Origin of the sequence: Pseudomonas nitroreducens NBRC 12694 (assembly GCF_002091755.1) — a bacterium.
Lineage (GTDB): Bacteria > Pseudomonadota > Gammaproteobacteria > Pseudomonadales > Pseudomonadaceae > Pseudomonas > Pseudomonas nitroreducens.
The window spans coordinates 192,444-208,240 of record NZ_BDAI01000003.1 but is presented as its reverse complement, the minus strand read 5'-3'; the positions used below and the strand labels follow the sequence as shown (position 1 = coordinate 208,240).

Sequence of the window (15,797 nt, the reverse complement as noted above, 5' to 3'; positions counted from 1 at the left end):
CTGCTGATTGGCCCCGCCCGGCTCGCCGGGCGGTCTCCCCCGAATCGATCTTTGCGCGGCTTTCGAGCCGCGCTTTTTTATTCCTGAGGGAAATCTGTGGCTGATCATCGCAGACGGTGCCCGCTCCAGAGCAGGATGCTGAACCTGCAAGAACAACGATCTCCTTCTGGTTAGTCCGAGTGAACACCTCCCCCTCACCCCAACCCTCTCCCTCAGGGAGAGGGGGCAGCTCGAGTCGACTGACGCTATGGTTTCATCCTGCTCCGAACGGTCCCCTCTCCCCCTGGGAGAGGGTTAGGGTGAGGGTAATCCCGAGCGCAGATTTCACCTCTAGAGCGGGGAATATCAGCCCACATCACTCCGCCACTGCCGAGGACTCACGCCGAACCAGCGGCGAAAGGCGCGGGAGAAGGCACTGGTCTCGGAATAACCCAGCAACGGCGCCAACTCGGAAATCGGTCGCTGCGGCTGACGAAGGTAATGCAGTGCCAATTCGCGGCGGGTGTTTTCCACCAGTTGGCTGAAGCTCAGCCCAGCCTCGCGCAGGCGGCGCTGCAGGCCGGCGCTGGTGAGTTCCAGTTGCTCGGCGATCAGTTCCAGCGAAGGCTCGCCATCGGCCAGCGCCAGGCGAATCTGCGTGCCGGCGTCCTCGACCAGGTTGGGCGCGCCACTTTGTTCGCCCAGACGACGAATCACGTCCTGCACCAGGAACAACAAGTTGGCATCGCGCTCGGGCATCTGCTGGCCGTAAAGATCGCGCTTGGGAATCAGCATCGAGTTGCAGCCGCGCTGGAACAGCACCGGCGCGTCGAACACCCGGCCATGTTCCTGCCAACCCTCCGGCCGCGCGTGCTCAAAGCTCACCGCACGGGGCGCCCACTCGGGGCCGAGCGCATGGCGCATCAGGTTCAGCGCCATGCCCAGGGTCAGCTCGGCGTCCTGGCGGCGGTCGAGGATCGCGCCGTGGCGGACCTGGTAGTCGAAGCGGTAGCACTCGCCGCAATCCACCAGGCGGATCAGCGTGTCGTGCTGGTGATAGGGAAAGGCGGCGGCGAAGTTCTTCAGCGCGTCTTCCAGTGTCTCGGAACACAGCCCGACGTAGCCCAGCAGGCCCAGTTCGCGCGGGCGGAACTGCTCGCCGTAGCGCAGCCCGAAGTTGTCACAGCCCGACTGTCGCGCGGCTTCTTCCAGCACCTGGCAATAGTTGGTCAGCGCCAGGCTCAGGGTGGGATGCAGCAGGCGTTCCGGGTCAATGCCGGCGCGGCCGAAGACGCGGTCGATATCACCGCCCTGGTCGCCGATGAAACGACCCAGGCCGCTGGCGGCAGCAGACAGCACGCCGATATTGCTGGCCAGGGGCAGGCTAAGGCCGGACGGAGAAAACAGAGGCTGGCTCATGTCGGTTACCGATCTTGTTTTGAGACGCGCAAGGCACATGTCTCCCGGAAAGTAGGGAACGAATAAACAAAGCAATTCCCGTGCCTCGCCATGCATTACCGATCAGCCGGACACGGCGCCACGCCTGGCCTGCAGTTGCCACCGCAGAGGGCAGATGCGAGGAATTGGGCACCAGAAACGGGCACCGGGCGCCGTGTGGGGCAATGGGTAACAGCCAGTTGACCCTGCGCGGCGAAAGCCGATTCCAGCGGTCAAGTCTTGCGCGGCAGTGCGCCACTACCATCGAGGCTCAGGTATCCGTCCACGCCCCTGCGGCCCGCCATCTGCGGCCTACCCCTTGCGGAGAGAGGAACAACAACAATGAGCGCATCCCAACTCAAACCAACGCTGGGCACCCTGCACCTCTGGGGGCTCGCCGTGGGCCTGGTGATCTCCGGCGAGTACTTCGGCTGGAGCTACGGCTGGGCCGCCGCCGGCACCCTGGGTTTCCTCGTCACCACGCTGATGGTCGCGGTGATGTATACCTGCTTCATCTTCAGCTACACCGAACTGACCACCGCCATCCCCCACGCTGGCGGGCCGTTCGCCTACAGCCTGCGGGCGTTCGGCAAGACCGGCGGGATGATCGCCGGCATCGCCACGCTGATCGAATTCGTCTTCGCCCCGCCGGCCATCGCCATGGCCATCGGCGCCTACCTCAACGTGCAGTTCCCCGGCCTCGATCCGAAGTGGGCGGCCACCGGCGCCTATGTGATCTTCATGACGCTGAACATCCTCGGCGTGAGCATCGCCGCCACCTTCGAGCTGGTGGTGACAGTGCTGGCGGTGGCCGAGCTGCTGGTGTTCATGGGCGTGGTCGCGCCGGGCTTCAGCTTCAGCAACTTCGTGCTCAACGGCTGGGCCGGCTCGGACGTATTCGGCGCCCCGGCCATGGCCGGCATCTTCGCCGCCATTCCGTTCGCCATCTGGTTCTTCCTCGCCATCGAGGGCGCGGCCATGGCTGCCGAAGAGGCGAAAGATCCGAAACGCACCATCCCGCGCGCCTACATCGCCGGCATCCTGACCCTGGTGACGCTGGCCATCGGCGTGATGATCTTCGCCGGCGGCGTGGGCGACTGGCGCGCCCTGTCGAACATCAACGACCCGCTGCCGCAGGCGATGAAAGCCGTGGTCGGCAACAATTCCACCTGGATGCACATGCTGGTGTGGATCGGCCTGTTCGGCCTGGTGGCGAGCTTCCACGGCATCATCCTCGGTTACTCGCGGCAGTTCTTCGCCCTGGCTCGCGCGGGCTTCCTGCCACGTAGTCTGGCCAAACTCTCGCGCTTCCAGACCCCGCACCGCGCCATCCTCGCTGGCGGTGTCGTGGGTATCGCAGCGATCTTCAGCGACAGCCTGATCAGCCTGCAGGGCATGACCCTGACCGCGGCGATGATCACCATGAGCGTGTTCGGCGCCATCGTCATGTACATCATGAGCATGTTCAGCCTGTTCAAGCTGCGCCGCAGCGAGCCGGACCTGGAGCGCAGCTTCCGCGCGCCGGGCTACCCGGTGGTCCCGGCCATCGCCCTGGTGCTGGCGCTGGTCTGCCTGGCCGCGATGCTATGGTTCAATAGCGTCATCGCCTCAGTGTTCCTGGTGCTGATGATCGGCGGCTGCTCCTGCTGCAGCATCGTCATCAGCCTCAACCGCGGCACCGAAGCATCCTTCGCCAGCCAGGGCTGAGAGAGGTCAGCATGTCCGGATTCGCCCACAGCATCGGTGGCCAGATTTGGCGCTTCGACAGCCTGCGCGAGGTGATGGCCAAGGCCAGCCCGGCGCGCTCCGGCGACCGCCTCGCCGGGGTCGCCGCCGGCAGCGACGCCGAGCGCGTGGCCGCGCAGATGGCGCTGGCCGATATCCCGCTCAAGCACTTCCTCGACGAGGCGCTGATCCCCTACGAGAGCGACGAAGTCACCCGGCTGATCATCGACAGCCATGATCGCGAAGCCTTCGCCCCGGTCAGCCACCTCACGGTCGGCGGCCTGCGCGACTGGCTGCTCGGCGATGCCGCCGACGAAACCAGCCTGCGCGCCCTGGCGCCGGGGCTGACGCCGGAAATGGCAGCCGCGGTATCGAAGATCATGCGCGTGCAGGACCTGGTGCTGGTGGCGCAAAAAATCCGCGTGGTCACCCGTTTCCGCAACACCATGGGGCTGCGCGGGCGCATGTCGACGCGGCTGCAACCCAACCACCCCACGGATGACCCGGCGGGCATCGCCGCCAGCGTGCTCGACGGCCTGCTCTACGGCAACGGCGATGCCATGCTCGGCATCAACCCGGCCACCGACAGCCTGCAGTCGATCTGCACGCTGCTGGAGATGCTCGACGCGATCATCCAGCGCTACGAGATTCCCACCCAGTCCTGCGTGCTCACCCACGTCACCAGTTCCATCGAGGCGATCAACCGTGGCGCGCCGCTGGACCTGGTGTTCCAGTCCATCGCCGGTACCGAAGCGGCCAACGCCAGCTTCGGCGTGAGCCTGTCGATCCTCCAGGAAGGCTACGAGGCGGGACTGTCGCAGAAGCGCGGCACGCTAGGCGACAACCTGATGTACTTCGAGACCGGCCAGGGCAGCGCGCTGTCGGCCAACGCCCACCACGGCGTCGACCAGCAGACCTGCGAGACCCGCGCCTACGCGGTGGCGCGGCACTTCAAGCCGTTCCTGGTGAACACCGTGGTCGGCTTCATCGGCCCGGAATACCTGTACAACGGCAAGCAGATCATCCGCGCCGGGTTGGAGGATCACTTCTGCGCCAAGCTGCTCGGCGTGCCCATGGGTTGCGACATCTGCTACACCAACCACGCCGAGGCCGACCAGGACGACATGGATATGCTCCTGACCCTGCTGGGCGTGGCCGGCATCAACTTCATCATGGGCATCCCCGGCTCCGACGACGTGATGCTCAACTACCAGACCACCTCCTTCCACGACGCACTCTACGCGCGCCAGACGCTGGGCCTGCGGCCGGCGCCGGAGTTCGAGGCGTGGCTTGCGCGCATGGAAATCCTCCGCCAGCAGGACGGCCGCGTGCACATGGCCAGCCAGCTTCCCGGCGCCTTCCGCCATGCGCTCGCGCAACTGTCCTGAGGACATCGCTTGAGGAGTCTTCGATGAGCGACAGCTTCACCCCCAACCCCTGGCAGGAGTTGCGCCGCCTGACTTCCGCGCGCATCGCCCTGGGCCGCGCCGGCACCAGCCTGCCGACCGGCGCGCAACTGGACTTCCAGTTCGCCCACGCCCAGGCGCGCGACGCTGTGCACCTGCCCTTCGACCGCGATGGTCTCGCCGCACAACTGGCAGAACGCGGCCGCGAGACGCTGCTGCTGCACAGCGCCGCCGCCGACCGCGACACCTATCTGCAACGCCCCGATCTCGGCCGCCGCCTGAACGAAGATTCGGCAGCGATCCTGCGCCGCCATGCCGAGCGCCATCCACAAGGCTACGACCTCGCCGTGGTGATCGCCGACGGGCTTTCCTCGCTGGCCGTGCAGCGCCACAGCCTACCCTTCCTCGAACGCATGGAAGAACAGGCGCGCAATGAAGGCTGGAGCCTGTCGCCGGTCGCCCTGGTACAACAGGGCCGGGTCGCCGTCGCCGATGAAGTGGCCGAGTTGCTGCGGGCGAAGATGGTGGTGATCCTGATCGGCGAGCGCCCCGGCCTGTCATCACCGGACAGCCTCGGCCTGTACTTCACCTGGGCGCCGAAGGTCGGCCTGAACGACGCCTACCGCAACTGCATCTCCAACGTGCGCCTGGAGGGTTTGAGCTACGGCCTGGCCACGCACCGCCTGCTCTACCTGATGCGCGAGGCGTGCCGCCGGCAGCTGTCGGGAGTGAACCTGAAGGACGAGGCGCAGCTACCTGCGCTGGAAGGAGACGACGGGCCGTCACGGGGTAATTTCCTGCTCGGTGGCTGAGCAGGAAGGCCCTGCCGTGAACGCGACCACATGCCGCGCAGGTGATCGCCGTCTTTAAGAATCGTCTTAAATCGCCCCTCCCGCTCATCGCGATAAAAACCTCGCCATCAAGGACCGTGCACTGGCACGGAAGGCTGCGCCGCCCGGCGCACCCCAGTCGATGGCGAGAACATGGATTCACCCCGTAGCGCTACCTTCACCCGGCTTGCGAGCCAACGCGGCATCACCCTGGTCGAGACCCTGGTGACCATCGCGATCCTGGCGATCCTGCTGGGTATCGCAGTGCCCTCCTTCGACCTGCTGATCAACCGCAACCGCGCCCAGAGCGGCGGCAAGCAACTGATCGGCCTGCTGCAATATGCCCGCGCGCAGGCGCAGATCAGCCACCAGGAAATCAGTGTCACACCGCAGGCATCCGGTGACTGGGCTTCGATGCTGGTGGTGTCCCAGCGGCGTGGCGGCGACCTGGCTGGCAGCCAGGCCATCGAACTGCGCCGCACCCAGCTGGACGACTCGGCCAAGGTGCAGGTCCAGACCAGCACCAGCGCCGCAAGGGTAGTCTTCGACGGCAACGGTATCGCCGAATCCGGCCTCGACTACCCGCTGGTCTTCACCCTCGTGTCCGGCAGCTACAGCAGCCAGGTCTGCCTGCAACGCAGCGGAGCGGCATGGGTATGCGAATGAGGCCGATGCCCAGCGAGCGGGGCTTCTACCTGATCGAGGTCATGGTCGCGGTGATGCTCACCAGCGTTGGGCTGCTGGGCATGCTGGCCCTGCAGGCCCGCAGCATCAGCTACGCCCACGACAGCCAGCAGCGGCAGAACGCGATCCTTCTGGCCGCCGATCTCGCCCGCAGCATGCAGGCCAACCGCGAGGGGCTGGTCCGTGAGGGCAAGCTCAGGGACGATGCGGCATTCCTGGTGGCCAAGGGCAGCGCGTTCCCCAGCCTGGGCAGCGGTGCGTCCTGCGTCACCAGCGGGCTCGGCGCGAGCGACAGGATCCGTCGCGAGCTGGCCTGCTGGACGGCGCAGGTACAGCGCCGACTCGTCACCGACGACGAACTGCTCAAGGACTCCACCTTCATCTGCGCCACCCGCGACGGTAAATCCTGCGCCAGCGGTTCGAAACAGCCCCTGCTGCTGATCCAGCTGGCCTGGCACAGCCGCAACTGCCGCAACGGCAGCCCGACCGTTGCCGAGGACGCCGACTCCGCCTGCCTGAGCGCGGACGCTGACGGTGGCGTCGAGCGCTATCGACTGAGTTTCCAGCCATGAACGCCAGCACACAGAAAGGCCTGTCACTGATCGAGCTCATGGTCGCGCTGGCGCTCGGCACCCTGGTGCTGTTCACCGTGCTGCAGATCTACCTGTCGGGCAGCGACCACGCTGCCTTCAACAATGCCCAGCAACAGAACCAAAGCCGCGCGCGCTTCCTCCTCGACCTGCTGCAGAACGAGGCCGGGCATGCCGGTTACGTCGCCTGGCAACGCCATGCCGTGGCCCAGGACGCCACGCAATTCGACTTCATCCTCGATCGCGACGGCCCCTTCCCTTCGCTGACCGACAGCCGTACCGGCTGCAGCTTTGGCGCTGGCAAGGTCAGTTCCGTCGACGCCAACGGCAAGGGCCTGTGTCTGCGCTACCAGCGTTCGCAGCGGGTCGACGCACAGTTCCAGCAGGACTGCAGTGGCGGCGCCCTCTACAGCGATACCGACAGCGGCACGCCGCTGGTACTGGTAAGCCACCTGTACTTCTCGAACGGCGAGCTGCGCTGCAAGACCAACAACAGCGCTTCCGCCGGCGAGGCGGTGCTCGCCACAGGCATCCACGACCTGCGTTTCCTCGCCGCCTCGGTCAACCAGGTCCGCGTCGGCCTGGTGCTGACTTCGACCCGCCCGCTGCTGCCGGAGAACTGCACCTATCCCGACCCGCTCGGCGACCAGCAGAAAGACACCGGTACGCACGGGCTGTGCGGCGCCTTCGCGCAGACGCTCTACCTGAGGAACCAGCCATGACCCGGCAACGCGGCCAGACCCTGTTGATCGCCCTGATCCTGCTGCTCGGCTTGAGCATCCTGACCCTGGGCAATCTGCGCAACGGCCTGCTACTGGACAACAGCCTCGCCGACGCCCGCGACTATCAGGCGGCGCTGGGCGGCGCCACCTCGGCCATCAACGAGGCGCTGTACCGCAGTCGACATAGCCCGAGCATGGCGGTGGGCACCGTCGACGACTGCATCGATACCGCGCAGGACCAGCAGCAGGTGCTGCTCTGCGACCGTCTCTGGCTGAACCCTTCCGACCCGGCCAGCAGCGCCCTCATCACGAAAGCGCGCACCTACCGCGGCAACGACCTCGCCAGTCCGGGCGAGCTGGATGAACTCAGCCGCGCGCCACGCTGGTATGTGGCCGCCCAGTGCGAAAGCCGCTCCTCCAGCGCCATGGCCGACTGCCTGGCCGGCAGCGGCACCCTGCTGCTGCAGGTGAACGCCCTTGCCACCGGCATCACCGACCAGGCCCAGGTACGCCTGCAGGAGTACGCCCGTGTGCAACGCTGAAACCCTCCTGCGTGGCGCACTGCTGGGAGCCGCTGTGCTCGCCGGCGGCAACGCTGCGGCCGCCACGCCGAGCCAGGCACCGCTGTTCCTGGTCGAGGGCGTCTCGCCGAACCTGATCGTCACCCTCGACGACTCCGGCAGCATGACCAGCGCCTACACGCCCGACGGCATGAGTTCCTACACCATCGCCAACCGCTCCGCGTCGTACAACCCGATGTACTACAACCCGGCGATCACCTACGAAGCGCCGTGGAAGGTCACCTTCAGCGGTGGGCGCCTCATCAGCGAGCGCTACACCACCCAGTTCGACAAGGCGTACTACGACGGCTTCCTCACCCTCCAGACCGGGACGTTGGACCTGAACAGGTACACCGGCAACGGCTACGGGCAGAACTCGATCCAGGCTGTCAACACCACCGACAGCTACAAGCAATACGCCCACTACTACCAGTTCGACGCCGCCTGTCCGCATGCCCGCAACGTTGCCACCAATGCGCTCAGCGCCGTACAGAACTGCGCAACCGACTACTCGTACACCAATGCAAACGCCTGCACCAAGAGCTGCTTCGCGCCTCGCTGGGTCACGACGGCAGAGGAAAAACAGAACTACGCCAACTGGTTTTCCTTCTACCGTACTCGCCAGCTCGCGACGCGCACCGCCGCCAACCTGGCATTGTTCGAGCTGCCCGATCATATCCGCGTGACCTGGCAGGGGCTGAACAGCTGCTACAACACCAACTTCAACCTGTCCTCCTCAACCTGCGGCAACCAGACCCTGGCGGCCTTCGCCGACCAGCACAAGGCCGACTTCTTCACCTTCACCAGCCGCCTGGTCGCCAGTGGCGGTACCCCGCTGGGCGCCGCGCAGAACCGGGTCAACAGCTACCTCTCCAGCACGTCCGCGTACAACCCCTATGCTCGCGCGCCGGGCGCCACGCGCGACGTGAAGACCGAGTACGCCTGCCGCCCCACCTACCACCTGCTGATGACCGATGGCTTCGGTGACGGCTCCGGTGGCAACAATGCCGACGGCACCACGCGCACCCTGCCCGACGGAAAGGCCTTCGCCGCCAGCGCGCCTTTCTACGACAAGTGGTCCAATACCCTGGCCGACAACATCTTCCTCGGTTGGGCGACCGATGCGCGTGCCGATCTGGAGAACAAGGTCCCGCCGCGCTACCGCGACGGCAACGACTACTGGAATCCGAAGAACGATCCGGCCACCTGGCAGCACGTCACCACCTACACCGTGGGATTGGGCCTCGGCCCGACACTGAAGTACCTGCAGTGGGGAGGTGACACCTACTCGGGTTCCTACCCGCAACTGCTCGATGGCAGCAAGAGCTGGCCCAACCCCAGCGGCAGCACGGTGCTGGACGGCATGACGGTAACCGCCAACGAAGGCAAGGTGGCGGCGCTCTGGCATGGTGCGCTGAACGCCCGTGGCGAGTTCTTCAGCGCCGACTCCACCAGCGAACTGGTACAGGCCTTCCAGGCCATCGTCAGCAGCATTTCCACCAACCAGCTGGCGGTCGCCGCGGCAGGCGCCAGCTCGACCTCGCTGAGCACCGACACCTACCTCTACCGCGCCAGCTACCAGCCCAACGACTGGAGCGGCGACATCCTGCAATACCGCCTCGATGCCGACGGCAACGCCCAGGCCAATACCGCGCTGTCCTTCCGCAACCAGCTCGACCAGCGCTCGCCTGGGAGCCGCAACCTCTACTTCAACTCACGCCCCGACCGTCCAAGTGGGAGCCTCCAGGCCTTCGCCTGGGACAACCTCGCGACCTCACAGCAGGACCTGCTCGACAAGGCGCCCGGCACCCAGACTCGCGACCATCTCGGCCAGCGTCGCCTTGCCTGGCTGCGTGGCGACCGCAGTGACGAAGACGTCACGTTCCGTGCGCGCAACCATCTGCTCGGCGACATCATCTACTCCTCGCCGGTCGTAGTCGGCGCCCCCTCCAGCGTCACCTACTACCTGGAGAAAGCCGCCCGCACCACGGGCTACGAAACCTTCCGCCAGGACCACGCGGACCGCGAACGGCGCATTTACGTGGGTGCCAACGACGGCATGCTGCATGCCTTCGACGAAACGGGCCGGGAACGCTGGGCCTTCATCCCTGCCGCCGTGGTCGACAAGCTCAACTACCTGCCGGCGAAAAACTACGCGGGGCGCTCGGAGGAGGAGAACACCAACAACCTGCACCGTTTCTTCGTCGACGGCACTGCCGTCACCCAGGATGTCTATTTCGACGGTGCCTGGCGCACTGTCCTGGTGATGGCGCCGGGACGCGGCGGGCGCGGGCTGTTCGCCCTGGACATCACCGATCCGGACTCGCCCGCGCTGCTCTGGGAGCACACCGCCCGCGCAACCAGCCGCGACGGCAAGACCATCGACTTCGGCTACCTGCTGGAGCGCCCGGTCATCACCTCCTTCGATGGCGAGCCCTACATCCTCACTGGCAATGGCTACGACGCGGGCAAGGGCTATTCGCTGTCGATCCGCCTGGCCGACGGCCGGATCGATGCCGCCAGCCACGCCACCGGCGGCGACGGTGACGTCGCCAGCACGGTCGCCTGGACCCAGGCCGCCAGCCCCGGGGAACTCGCCCAGCGCTATTACGGCAGCCTTCAGGGCAACCTGTATCGCCAAGGCGGCATCGATGCCAAGGCAAGCCTGCTGGCCAGCCTCGCCAGCGCACGGGGCCAGGCTGTGAGCGCGGCACCGGAAGTTACCCAGCATCCGCGCGGCGGGCAGCTGGTGCTGGCCGGCACGGGCAAGTACTTCGAAGGCAGCGACAAGGAAGGCCCGGCCACCGCGCAATCGCTCTATGGGTTCTGGGACCAGACCGACTACCTCGCCCACGTCGATGGCGCCGGCGATCCCGCCACCCTGACCAGACTGGGCGACCTGCAGAAGCAGACGCTCACCGAGGAAACCGTCAGCCACAGCGGCGGCAGCACCCTGGTCCGGCAACTGAGCAGCGACAGCGTGAGCTGGGACAGCAGCGGCAAGCGTGGCGTCGGCATCCGAGGCTGGTACTTCGATCTGGCCGACAGCGAGATGATCCTCGACCAGCCCTTCATGCTCGGCGACGTTCTTTTCGTCACCGTCAGCAAGCCCAACGCCGACCCCTGCAGTGCCGGGATCACCTACTGGCTGCTCGCCGTCAACCCGAAGACCGGAGGGGCGCTGAACTTCAACGTCTTCGACCTGGCAGGCGACGGCTCCTTCAGTGAACGCGCCAGCGGCATCCAGATCGAAGGCCCGGTGACACGCATCGGCGGCAACCTCTATACCCCCGACGGCAGCCGCCTGCCCGTGCAGCTCTTCGACCCGGTCAACCAGGGCCGCTTCAACTGGCAGATCCTGAATTTCAACCTGCCCACGGGGTACCCCTGATGTCCATCCGTATGCCCGCGAGCCAGGTGCAAGGCTTCACGCTGATCGAGCTGATGGTAGTGGTCTGCATCCTCGCGCTGCTGGCCGGCATCGCCATCCCCAGCTATCGCCAGTACGTCCTGCGCGCCAATCGCAGCGAGGCCCAGACACTGCTGCGCGACGCCGCGGCGCAGCAGGAGCGCTACCTGGCGCAATACAGCAAGTACACCGATGCCGCGACCCGGCTGGCCTTCGGTTACCCGCTGGTCGATGGCAAACGCCTGTCGCCGCACCAGCTTTATGAACTGCAGGCCGAGTTCATCGGCGGCAACACCCGCAGCTACCGCCTGAGCGCCCTGCGCCGGGGCGCCCAGGCCGGCGACAGCGAATGCGGCGACTTCACCCTCGACCACCAGGGCCAGCGCGGCACCAGCGCCGGCAGCGTGGAAAGCTGCTGGCGCTGATCAAACGCTCGCTTGGATTGCGCTTTCCACAAATTCTGGTGCAGCATCGGACCAATGGCTACTCGCTGGCATAGCCCCTGCATTGCCATACCAGCCCACCCACCTCCCGCCGAGGCCCGCTTATGCGCATCGTGCAAGCCACGCTCGACCACCTCGATCTGCTCGCTCCGTTGTTCGTCAAATATCGCGAGTTCTACGGGATGCTCCCCTACCCCGAGTCCTCGCGGAAATTCCTCGAGAAGCGCCTGCGCCGCAAGGAATCGGTGATCTACCTGGCCCTGCCGGACGACGACGACAACAAGCTGCTGGGCTTCTGCCAGCTCTACCCGAGCTTCTCCTCGCTCTCGCTCAAGCGCGTGTGGATCCTCAACGACATCTACGTCGCCGAAGAAGCCCGCCGCCAACTGGTCGCCGACCACCTGCTGCAGACCGCCCGACAGATGGCCCGCGAGACCCAGGCCGTGCGCATGCGCGTGTCCACCAGCGTCAACAACGAAGTGGCGCAGAAGGTCTACGAGTCCATCGGCTTCCGCGAGGACAGCGAGTTCAAGAACTACATCCTGCCGATCAGCGACGACCTCAACTGAGGCACGCAACGGCCCGCTGGCGGCGGCGGGCCGGGCACACTAAAGTGCCATCATCGGAATTGCCGCGGCCTCCGCATGAAGGGATCCCATGCGTATTTCCCTGCTCGTCCTGCGCACCGCCTGCTTCTGCCTGGGCCTTGCGGGCGCCATCGCCCAGGCCCAGACGTTGCGTGTCGCCACCCTGGAATGGGCGCCCTACGTCGGTAGCGACCTGCCGGGCAACGGGCTGGCCAGCCGCATCCTCAACGAAGCCCTGGCGCTCAATGGCGACAAGGCCGAACTGGTGTTCCTGCCCTGGCAGCGGGCGCTCAACGAAACCCGCGAGGGCCGCTTCGACGCGCTGATGCCGGCGTACCTGTCGCCCGACCGCCGCCAGGATTTCTACACCTCGATGCCGCTGCTGGACTCCCAGCTCGGCTTCTTCCGCCGTCGCGACCGCGCCCTGCCGATCAACCCCCGCGACCTCGATACCCTGCGCCCCTACCGCATCGGCGTAGTGCGCGGCTACGTCAACCAGGAGAGCTTCGACAGCGCCGACTTCCTCAACAAGGACGTGGTCAGCAGCGACTGGCAGAACCTGGAAAAACTCCTGCGCGGGCGCATCGACCTGGCCGTGGTGGACCGTTACACCGGCTACCAGTTGCTCAGCCAGAACGCCCCGGCGCTGCGCGAACAACTGGAGTTCGTCGACCCGCCGCTGGAGGTCAAGCCGCTCTACGTGCTGGTGCCGAAGAAGCGCGCCGAAGGCGAAGCCCTCGCCGCCAGCCTCGACCGCGGCCTGCGCACCCTGCGCCGCAGCGGGCGCCTGCAGCAGCTGATTGCCGAAGCCCACCTGGAAACCGCCATGAATACCCGTGAAGTCGCCGCACACCCGCTGGCCGAACAATTGCCAGCCGCCGGCGAGCAGCACGGTGCGGCATCGGCACCCAAGGTGGCGCCCGCCCTGTTGAGCTGGCAGGCGAGCCTGCTCTGACGCAGCGTCCAGCGCTTCTGCGGTTTTTGTCACAAGGCGTTGCCGCGCTTGCAGCGACAGGATTTTCACGCAGAAGCTGTAATATCCTCCCGCGGCTCTCCGTCGCAGGATTCGACGGAGAGCGCCCCCGGCAGTCAGGTCGCGCCTTATAATGGTCGGCCCGGCCGTTCACCTCGTTGTCAAACAGGCTTCTCATGGAATTCAACCCGATCGACCTGATTCTCCACCTCGACAGCTACCTGTCGCTGGCGGTAGCCAACTATGGCACATGGATCTACGCCATCCTCTTCCTGGTGATCTTCTGCGAGACCGGCCTGGTGGTGACGCCCTTCCTGCCGGGCGACTCGCTGCTCTTCATCGCCGGTGCCATCTGCGCCGCCGGCGGCATGGACCCCTGGCTGCTCGGCGGCCTGCTGCTGCTCGCGGCGATCAGCGGCGACAGTACCAACTACGTGATCGGCCGAACCCTGGGCAAGCGCCTGTTCAGCAACCCGAACTCGAAGGTCTTCCGCCGCGACTACCTGGACCAGACCCACGCCTTCTACGAGCGCCACGGCGGCAAGACCGTGACCCTGGCGCGCTTCCTGCCCATCGTGCGCACCTTCGCGCCCTTCGTCGCCGGCATGGCCTACATGCCCTACGCGCGCTTCCTGTTCTTCAGCGTGGCCGGCAGCATCGCCTGGGTCGGCGGCCTGGTGACCCTGGGCTACTTCTTCGGCAACGTGCCCTTCATCAAGCAGAACCTCTCGGTGATGATCATCGCCATCATCGCCTTCTCCCTGGTACCCATGCTGATCGGCTTCATCCGCCACAAGATGCGCCCATCGGCCAAGGCCCAGCCAGGCGAGCACTGATCCGCCCATGTGGTCGTTCAACGCCTGGCGCCGCCGGCGCTTCCTCGCCCGCTATCCGCTCGACGCCCAGCTCTGGGAGCAGGTGCGGCGGCAGCTGCCGATCCTCGACGGCCTGAGCGAAGAGGAACTGCGCCGGCTCGGCGAGCGGGCGCTGCTGTTCCTGCGCGACAAGCGCCTCTCGCCGCTGCCCGGCATCGAACTGGACGACTACCGCCGCCTGCTGCTCGCCACCCAGGCCGAGCTGCCGCTGCTGCACCTGCCGGACCTGAACTGGTACAGCGGCTTCCATGAGCTGGTGCTCTACCCCGACGACTTCGTCAGCCCGCAGAAACACCGCGACCCCGCTGGCGTCATGCACGAATTCGACGACGAGCGCGCCGGCGAAACCTCCCTGCAAGGCCCGGTGATCCTTGCCTGGCCCGGCGTGGAGAGCGGCGGTGGCTGGGACGCCTACAACCTGGTGATCCACGAGCTGGCGCACAAGCTCGATATGCTCAACGGCGACGCCAACGGCCTGCCGCCACTGCACCGCGACATGCGCGTCACCGACTGGGCTGCCGCCATGCAGGCCGCCTACGACGACATGAACCGCCAGCTCGACCGCGATCCGCAGGCGCACACCGCCATCGACCCTTACGCGGCCGAGAATCCTGCCGAGTTCTTCGCCGTCACCAGCGAGTACTTCTTTACCGCTCCGGACCTCCTTCAGGCGGCCTATCCCAAAGTCTATGAGCAGCTTTCGCTGTTCTACCGGCAAGATCCGCTCTCGCGCCTGCACCGGCTGCAAGCCGAGCACCCCGAATATCAGGAAACTCGGGCGCACTAGGCGATGTCTGTGGCTTGGACACGGCAATCTGCCTATAATCCGCCGCACTTTTTCGGCCCGACCACTATCTGGAGTCGTCCATGAGCTACAGCAGCATCCCGGCTGGCAAAGACCTGCCGAACGACATTTACGTCGCCATCGAGATCCCGGCCAACCACGCGCCGATCAAGTACGAGATCGACAAGGACACCGACTGCCTGTTCGTCGACCGTTTCATGGCCACCCCGATGTTCTACCCGGCCAACTACGGCTTCATCCCGAACACCCTGGCCGACGACGGTGACCCCCTGGACGTGCTGGTCGTGACCCCGTATCCGGTCGCTCCGGGCTCCGTGATCCGCGCCCGTCCGGTTGGCGTGCTGAACATGAGCGACGAAGCCGGCGGCGACGCCAAGCTGATCGCCGTACCGCACGACAAGCTGACCGTCCTGTACAAGGACGTGAAGGAATACACCGACCTGCCGGCCCTGCTGCTGGAGCAGATCAAGCACTTCTTCGAGAACTACAAGGATCTCGAGAAGGGCAAGTGGGTGAAGGTCGAAGGCTGGGGCGACGCCGCCCAGGCCCACGATTACATCACCAAGGCCGTCGCCGCCTTCCAGGCCAAGTGATGGTCGCGGGGTAGCCCCCGCCGCGAAGAAGCCCCGCCACTGCGGGGCTTTTTTGTGACCGGGATTAGGCTTTTCGTCCCGACTTTGCTACCATGCGCGCCCCGCACGCAGTCCCCTGCGTTGCCACAGAATCAAGGCGGCCCGCCCTACCAGAAGTAAGGTTGGACCACCCCCTGAAA

15 protein-coding genes are annotated in these 15,797 nt (G+C 66.0%); 14 read left to right on the top strand and 1 reads right to left on the bottom strand.

The window, feature by feature from the left end:
* Positions 1 to 345 precede the first annotated feature (345 nt).
* Positions 346 to 1,398, bottom strand: coding sequence for an AraC-like transcriptional regulator QhpR (gene qhpR / locus PNI01S_RS10115; protein ID WP_084358111.1), 1,053 nt, complete (start codon positions 1,396 to 1,398; stop codon positions 346 to 348).
* Between the two features lie 360 nt (positions 1,399 to 1,758).
* Here qhpR and eat point away from each other — a divergent pair, with 360 nt between their 5' ends.
* From eat to ppa, 14 genes are all read left to right on the top strand, one after another.
* Positions 1,759 to 3,123, top strand: coding sequence for an ethanolamine permease (gene eat, locus PNI01S_RS10110; RefSeq protein ID WP_084358109.1), 1,365 nt, complete (start codon positions 1,759 to 1,761; stop codon positions 3,121 to 3,123).
* An 11-nt stretch (positions 3,124 to 3,134) separates the two neighbouring features.
* Positions 3,135 to 4,529, top strand: coding sequence for an ethanolamine ammonia-lyase subunit EutB (locus PNI01S_RS10105; RefSeq protein ID WP_084358107.1), 1,395 nt, complete (start codon positions 3,135 to 3,137; stop codon positions 4,527 to 4,529).
* 23 nt (positions 4,530 to 4,552) lie between these two features.
* Positions 4,553 to 5,359 (top strand): ethanolamine ammonia-lyase subunit EutC, encoded by an 807-nt coding sequence (eutC, locus tag PNI01S_RS10100; RefSeq protein ID WP_084358105.1) that lies wholly within the window; start codon positions 4,553 to 4,555, stop codon positions 5,357 to 5,359.
* 171 nt (positions 5,360 to 5,530) lie between these two features.
* Positions 5,531 to 6,043: a GspH/FimT family pseudopilin gene (locus tag PNI01S_RS10095; protein WP_065086592.1), complete on the top strand. Its 513-nt coding sequence runs from the start codon at positions 5,531 to 5,533 to the stop codon at positions 6,041 to 6,043.
* A 5-nt stretch (positions 6,044 to 6,048) separates the two neighbouring features.
* A complete protein-coding gene (gene pilV, locus PNI01S_RS10090; protein WP_024764679.1) occupies positions 6,049 to 6,633 on the top strand; it encodes a type IV pilus modification protein PilV in 585 nt (194 codons plus the stop codon).
* Positions 6,630 to 7,373 (top strand): PilW family protein, encoded by a 744-nt coding sequence (locus PNI01S_RS10085; protein WP_084358103.1) that lies wholly within the window; start codon positions 6,630 to 6,632, stop codon positions 7,371 to 7,373. The genes pilV and PNI01S_RS10085 overlap by 4 nt, the downstream gene beginning before the upstream one ends.
* On the top strand, positions 7,370 to 7,915 hold the full coding sequence (locus PNI01S_RS10080; RefSeq protein ID WP_024764677.1) for a hypothetical protein: 546 nt from the start codon (positions 7,370 to 7,372) through the stop codon (positions 7,913 to 7,915). The genes PNI01S_RS10085 and PNI01S_RS10080 overlap by 4 nt, the downstream gene beginning before the upstream one ends.
* Positions 7,902 to 11,324, top strand: a complete 3,423-nt coding sequence (locus tag PNI01S_RS10075; protein ID WP_084358101.1) for a pilus assembly protein — start codon at positions 7,902 to 7,904, stop codon at positions 11,322 to 11,324. Before PNI01S_RS10080 ends, PNI01S_RS10075 begins: the two co-directional genes overlap by 14 nt.
* Positions 11,324 to 11,767 (top strand): type IV pilin protein, encoded by a 444-nt coding sequence (locus tag PNI01S_RS10070; RefSeq protein ID WP_051445640.1) that lies wholly within the window; start codon positions 11,324 to 11,326, stop codon positions 11,765 to 11,767. Before PNI01S_RS10075 ends, PNI01S_RS10070 begins: the two co-directional genes overlap by 1 nt.
* A gap of 122 nt (positions 11,768 to 11,889) precedes the next feature.
* A complete protein-coding gene (locus PNI01S_RS10065) occupies positions 11,890 to 12,354 on the top strand; it encodes a GNAT family N-acetyltransferase (RefSeq protein ID WP_024764674.1) in 465 nt (154 codons plus the stop codon).
* An 88-nt stretch (positions 12,355 to 12,442) separates the two neighbouring features.
* Complete coding sequence (locus PNI01S_RS10060) at positions 12,443 to 13,327, top strand: substrate-binding periplasmic protein (RefSeq protein ID WP_084358099.1); 885 nt, start codon at positions 12,443 to 12,445, stop codon at positions 13,325 to 13,327.
* 194 nt (positions 13,328 to 13,521) lie between these two features.
* Positions 13,522 to 14,181 (top strand): DedA family protein, encoded by a 660-nt coding sequence (locus PNI01S_RS10055; protein WP_024764672.1) that lies wholly within the window; start codon positions 13,522 to 13,524, stop codon positions 14,179 to 14,181.
* Between the two features lie 7 nt (positions 14,182 to 14,188).
* A complete protein-coding gene (locus PNI01S_RS10050; protein ID WP_084358097.1) occupies positions 14,189 to 15,007 on the top strand; it encodes a M90 family metallopeptidase in 819 nt (272 codons plus the stop codon).
* Positions 15,008 to 15,087: 80 nt separating this feature from the next.
* Positions 15,088 to 15,618 (top strand): inorganic diphosphatase, encoded by a 531-nt coding sequence (gene ppa / locus PNI01S_RS10045; RefSeq protein WP_017521720.1) that lies wholly within the window; start codon positions 15,088 to 15,090, stop codon positions 15,616 to 15,618.
* Positions 15,619 to 15,797 lie beyond the last annotated feature (179 nt).

Excerpts from the sequence above, each read along its gene's own strand:
- PNI01S_RS10070 (WP_051445640.1), top strand. The coding sequence starts at position 11,324 with ATGTCCATCCGTATGCCCGCGAGCCAGGTGCAAGGCTTCACGCTGATC.
- PNI01S_RS10105 (WP_084358107.1), top strand. The coding sequence starts at position 3,135 with ATGTCCGGATTCGCCCACAGCATCGGTGGCCAGATTTGGCGCTTCGAC.
- pilV (WP_024764679.1), top strand. The coding sequence starts at position 6,049 with ATGCCCAGCGAGCGGGGCTTCTACCTGATCGAGGTCATGGTCGCGGTG.
- PNI01S_RS10085 (WP_084358103.1), top strand. The coding sequence starts at position 6,630 with ATGAACGCCAGCACACAGAAAGGCCTGTCACTGATCGAGCTCATGGTC.
- ppa (WP_017521720.1), top strand. The coding sequence starts at position 15,088 with ATGAGCTACAGCAGCATCCCGGCTGGCAAAGACCTGCCGAACGACATT.
- PNI01S_RS10050 (WP_084358097.1), top strand. The coding sequence starts at position 14,189 with ATGTGGTCGTTCAACGCCTGGCGCCGCCGGCGCTTCCTCGCCCGCTAT.
- PNI01S_RS10095 (WP_065086592.1), top strand. The coding sequence starts at position 5,531 with ATGGATTCACCCCGTAGCGCTACCTTCACCCGGCTTGCGAGCCAACGC.
- eat (WP_084358109.1), top strand. The coding sequence starts at position 1,759 with ATGAGCGCATCCCAACTCAAACCAACGCTGGGCACCCTGCACCTCTGG.
- eutC (WP_084358105.1), top strand. The coding sequence starts at position 4,553 with ATGAGCGACAGCTTCACCCCCAACCCCTGGCAGGAGTTGCGCCGCCTG.
- PNI01S_RS10055 (WP_024764672.1), top strand. The coding sequence starts at position 13,522 with ATGGAATTCAACCCGATCGACCTGATTCTCCACCTCGACAGCTACCTG.
- qhpR (WP_084358111.1), bottom strand. The coding sequence starts at position 1,398 with ATGAGCCAGCCTCTGTTTTCTCCGTCCGGCCTTAGCCTGCCCCTGGCC.
- PNI01S_RS10080 (WP_024764677.1), top strand. The coding sequence starts at position 7,370 with ATGACCCGGCAACGCGGCCAGACCCTGTTGATCGCCCTGATCCTGCTG.
- PNI01S_RS10060 (WP_084358099.1), top strand. The coding sequence starts at position 12,443 with ATGCGTATTTCCCTGCTCGTCCTGCGCACCGCCTGCTTCTGCCTGGGC.
- PNI01S_RS10065 (WP_024764674.1), top strand. The coding sequence starts at position 11,890 with ATGCGCATCGTGCAAGCCACGCTCGACCACCTCGATCTGCTCGCTCCG.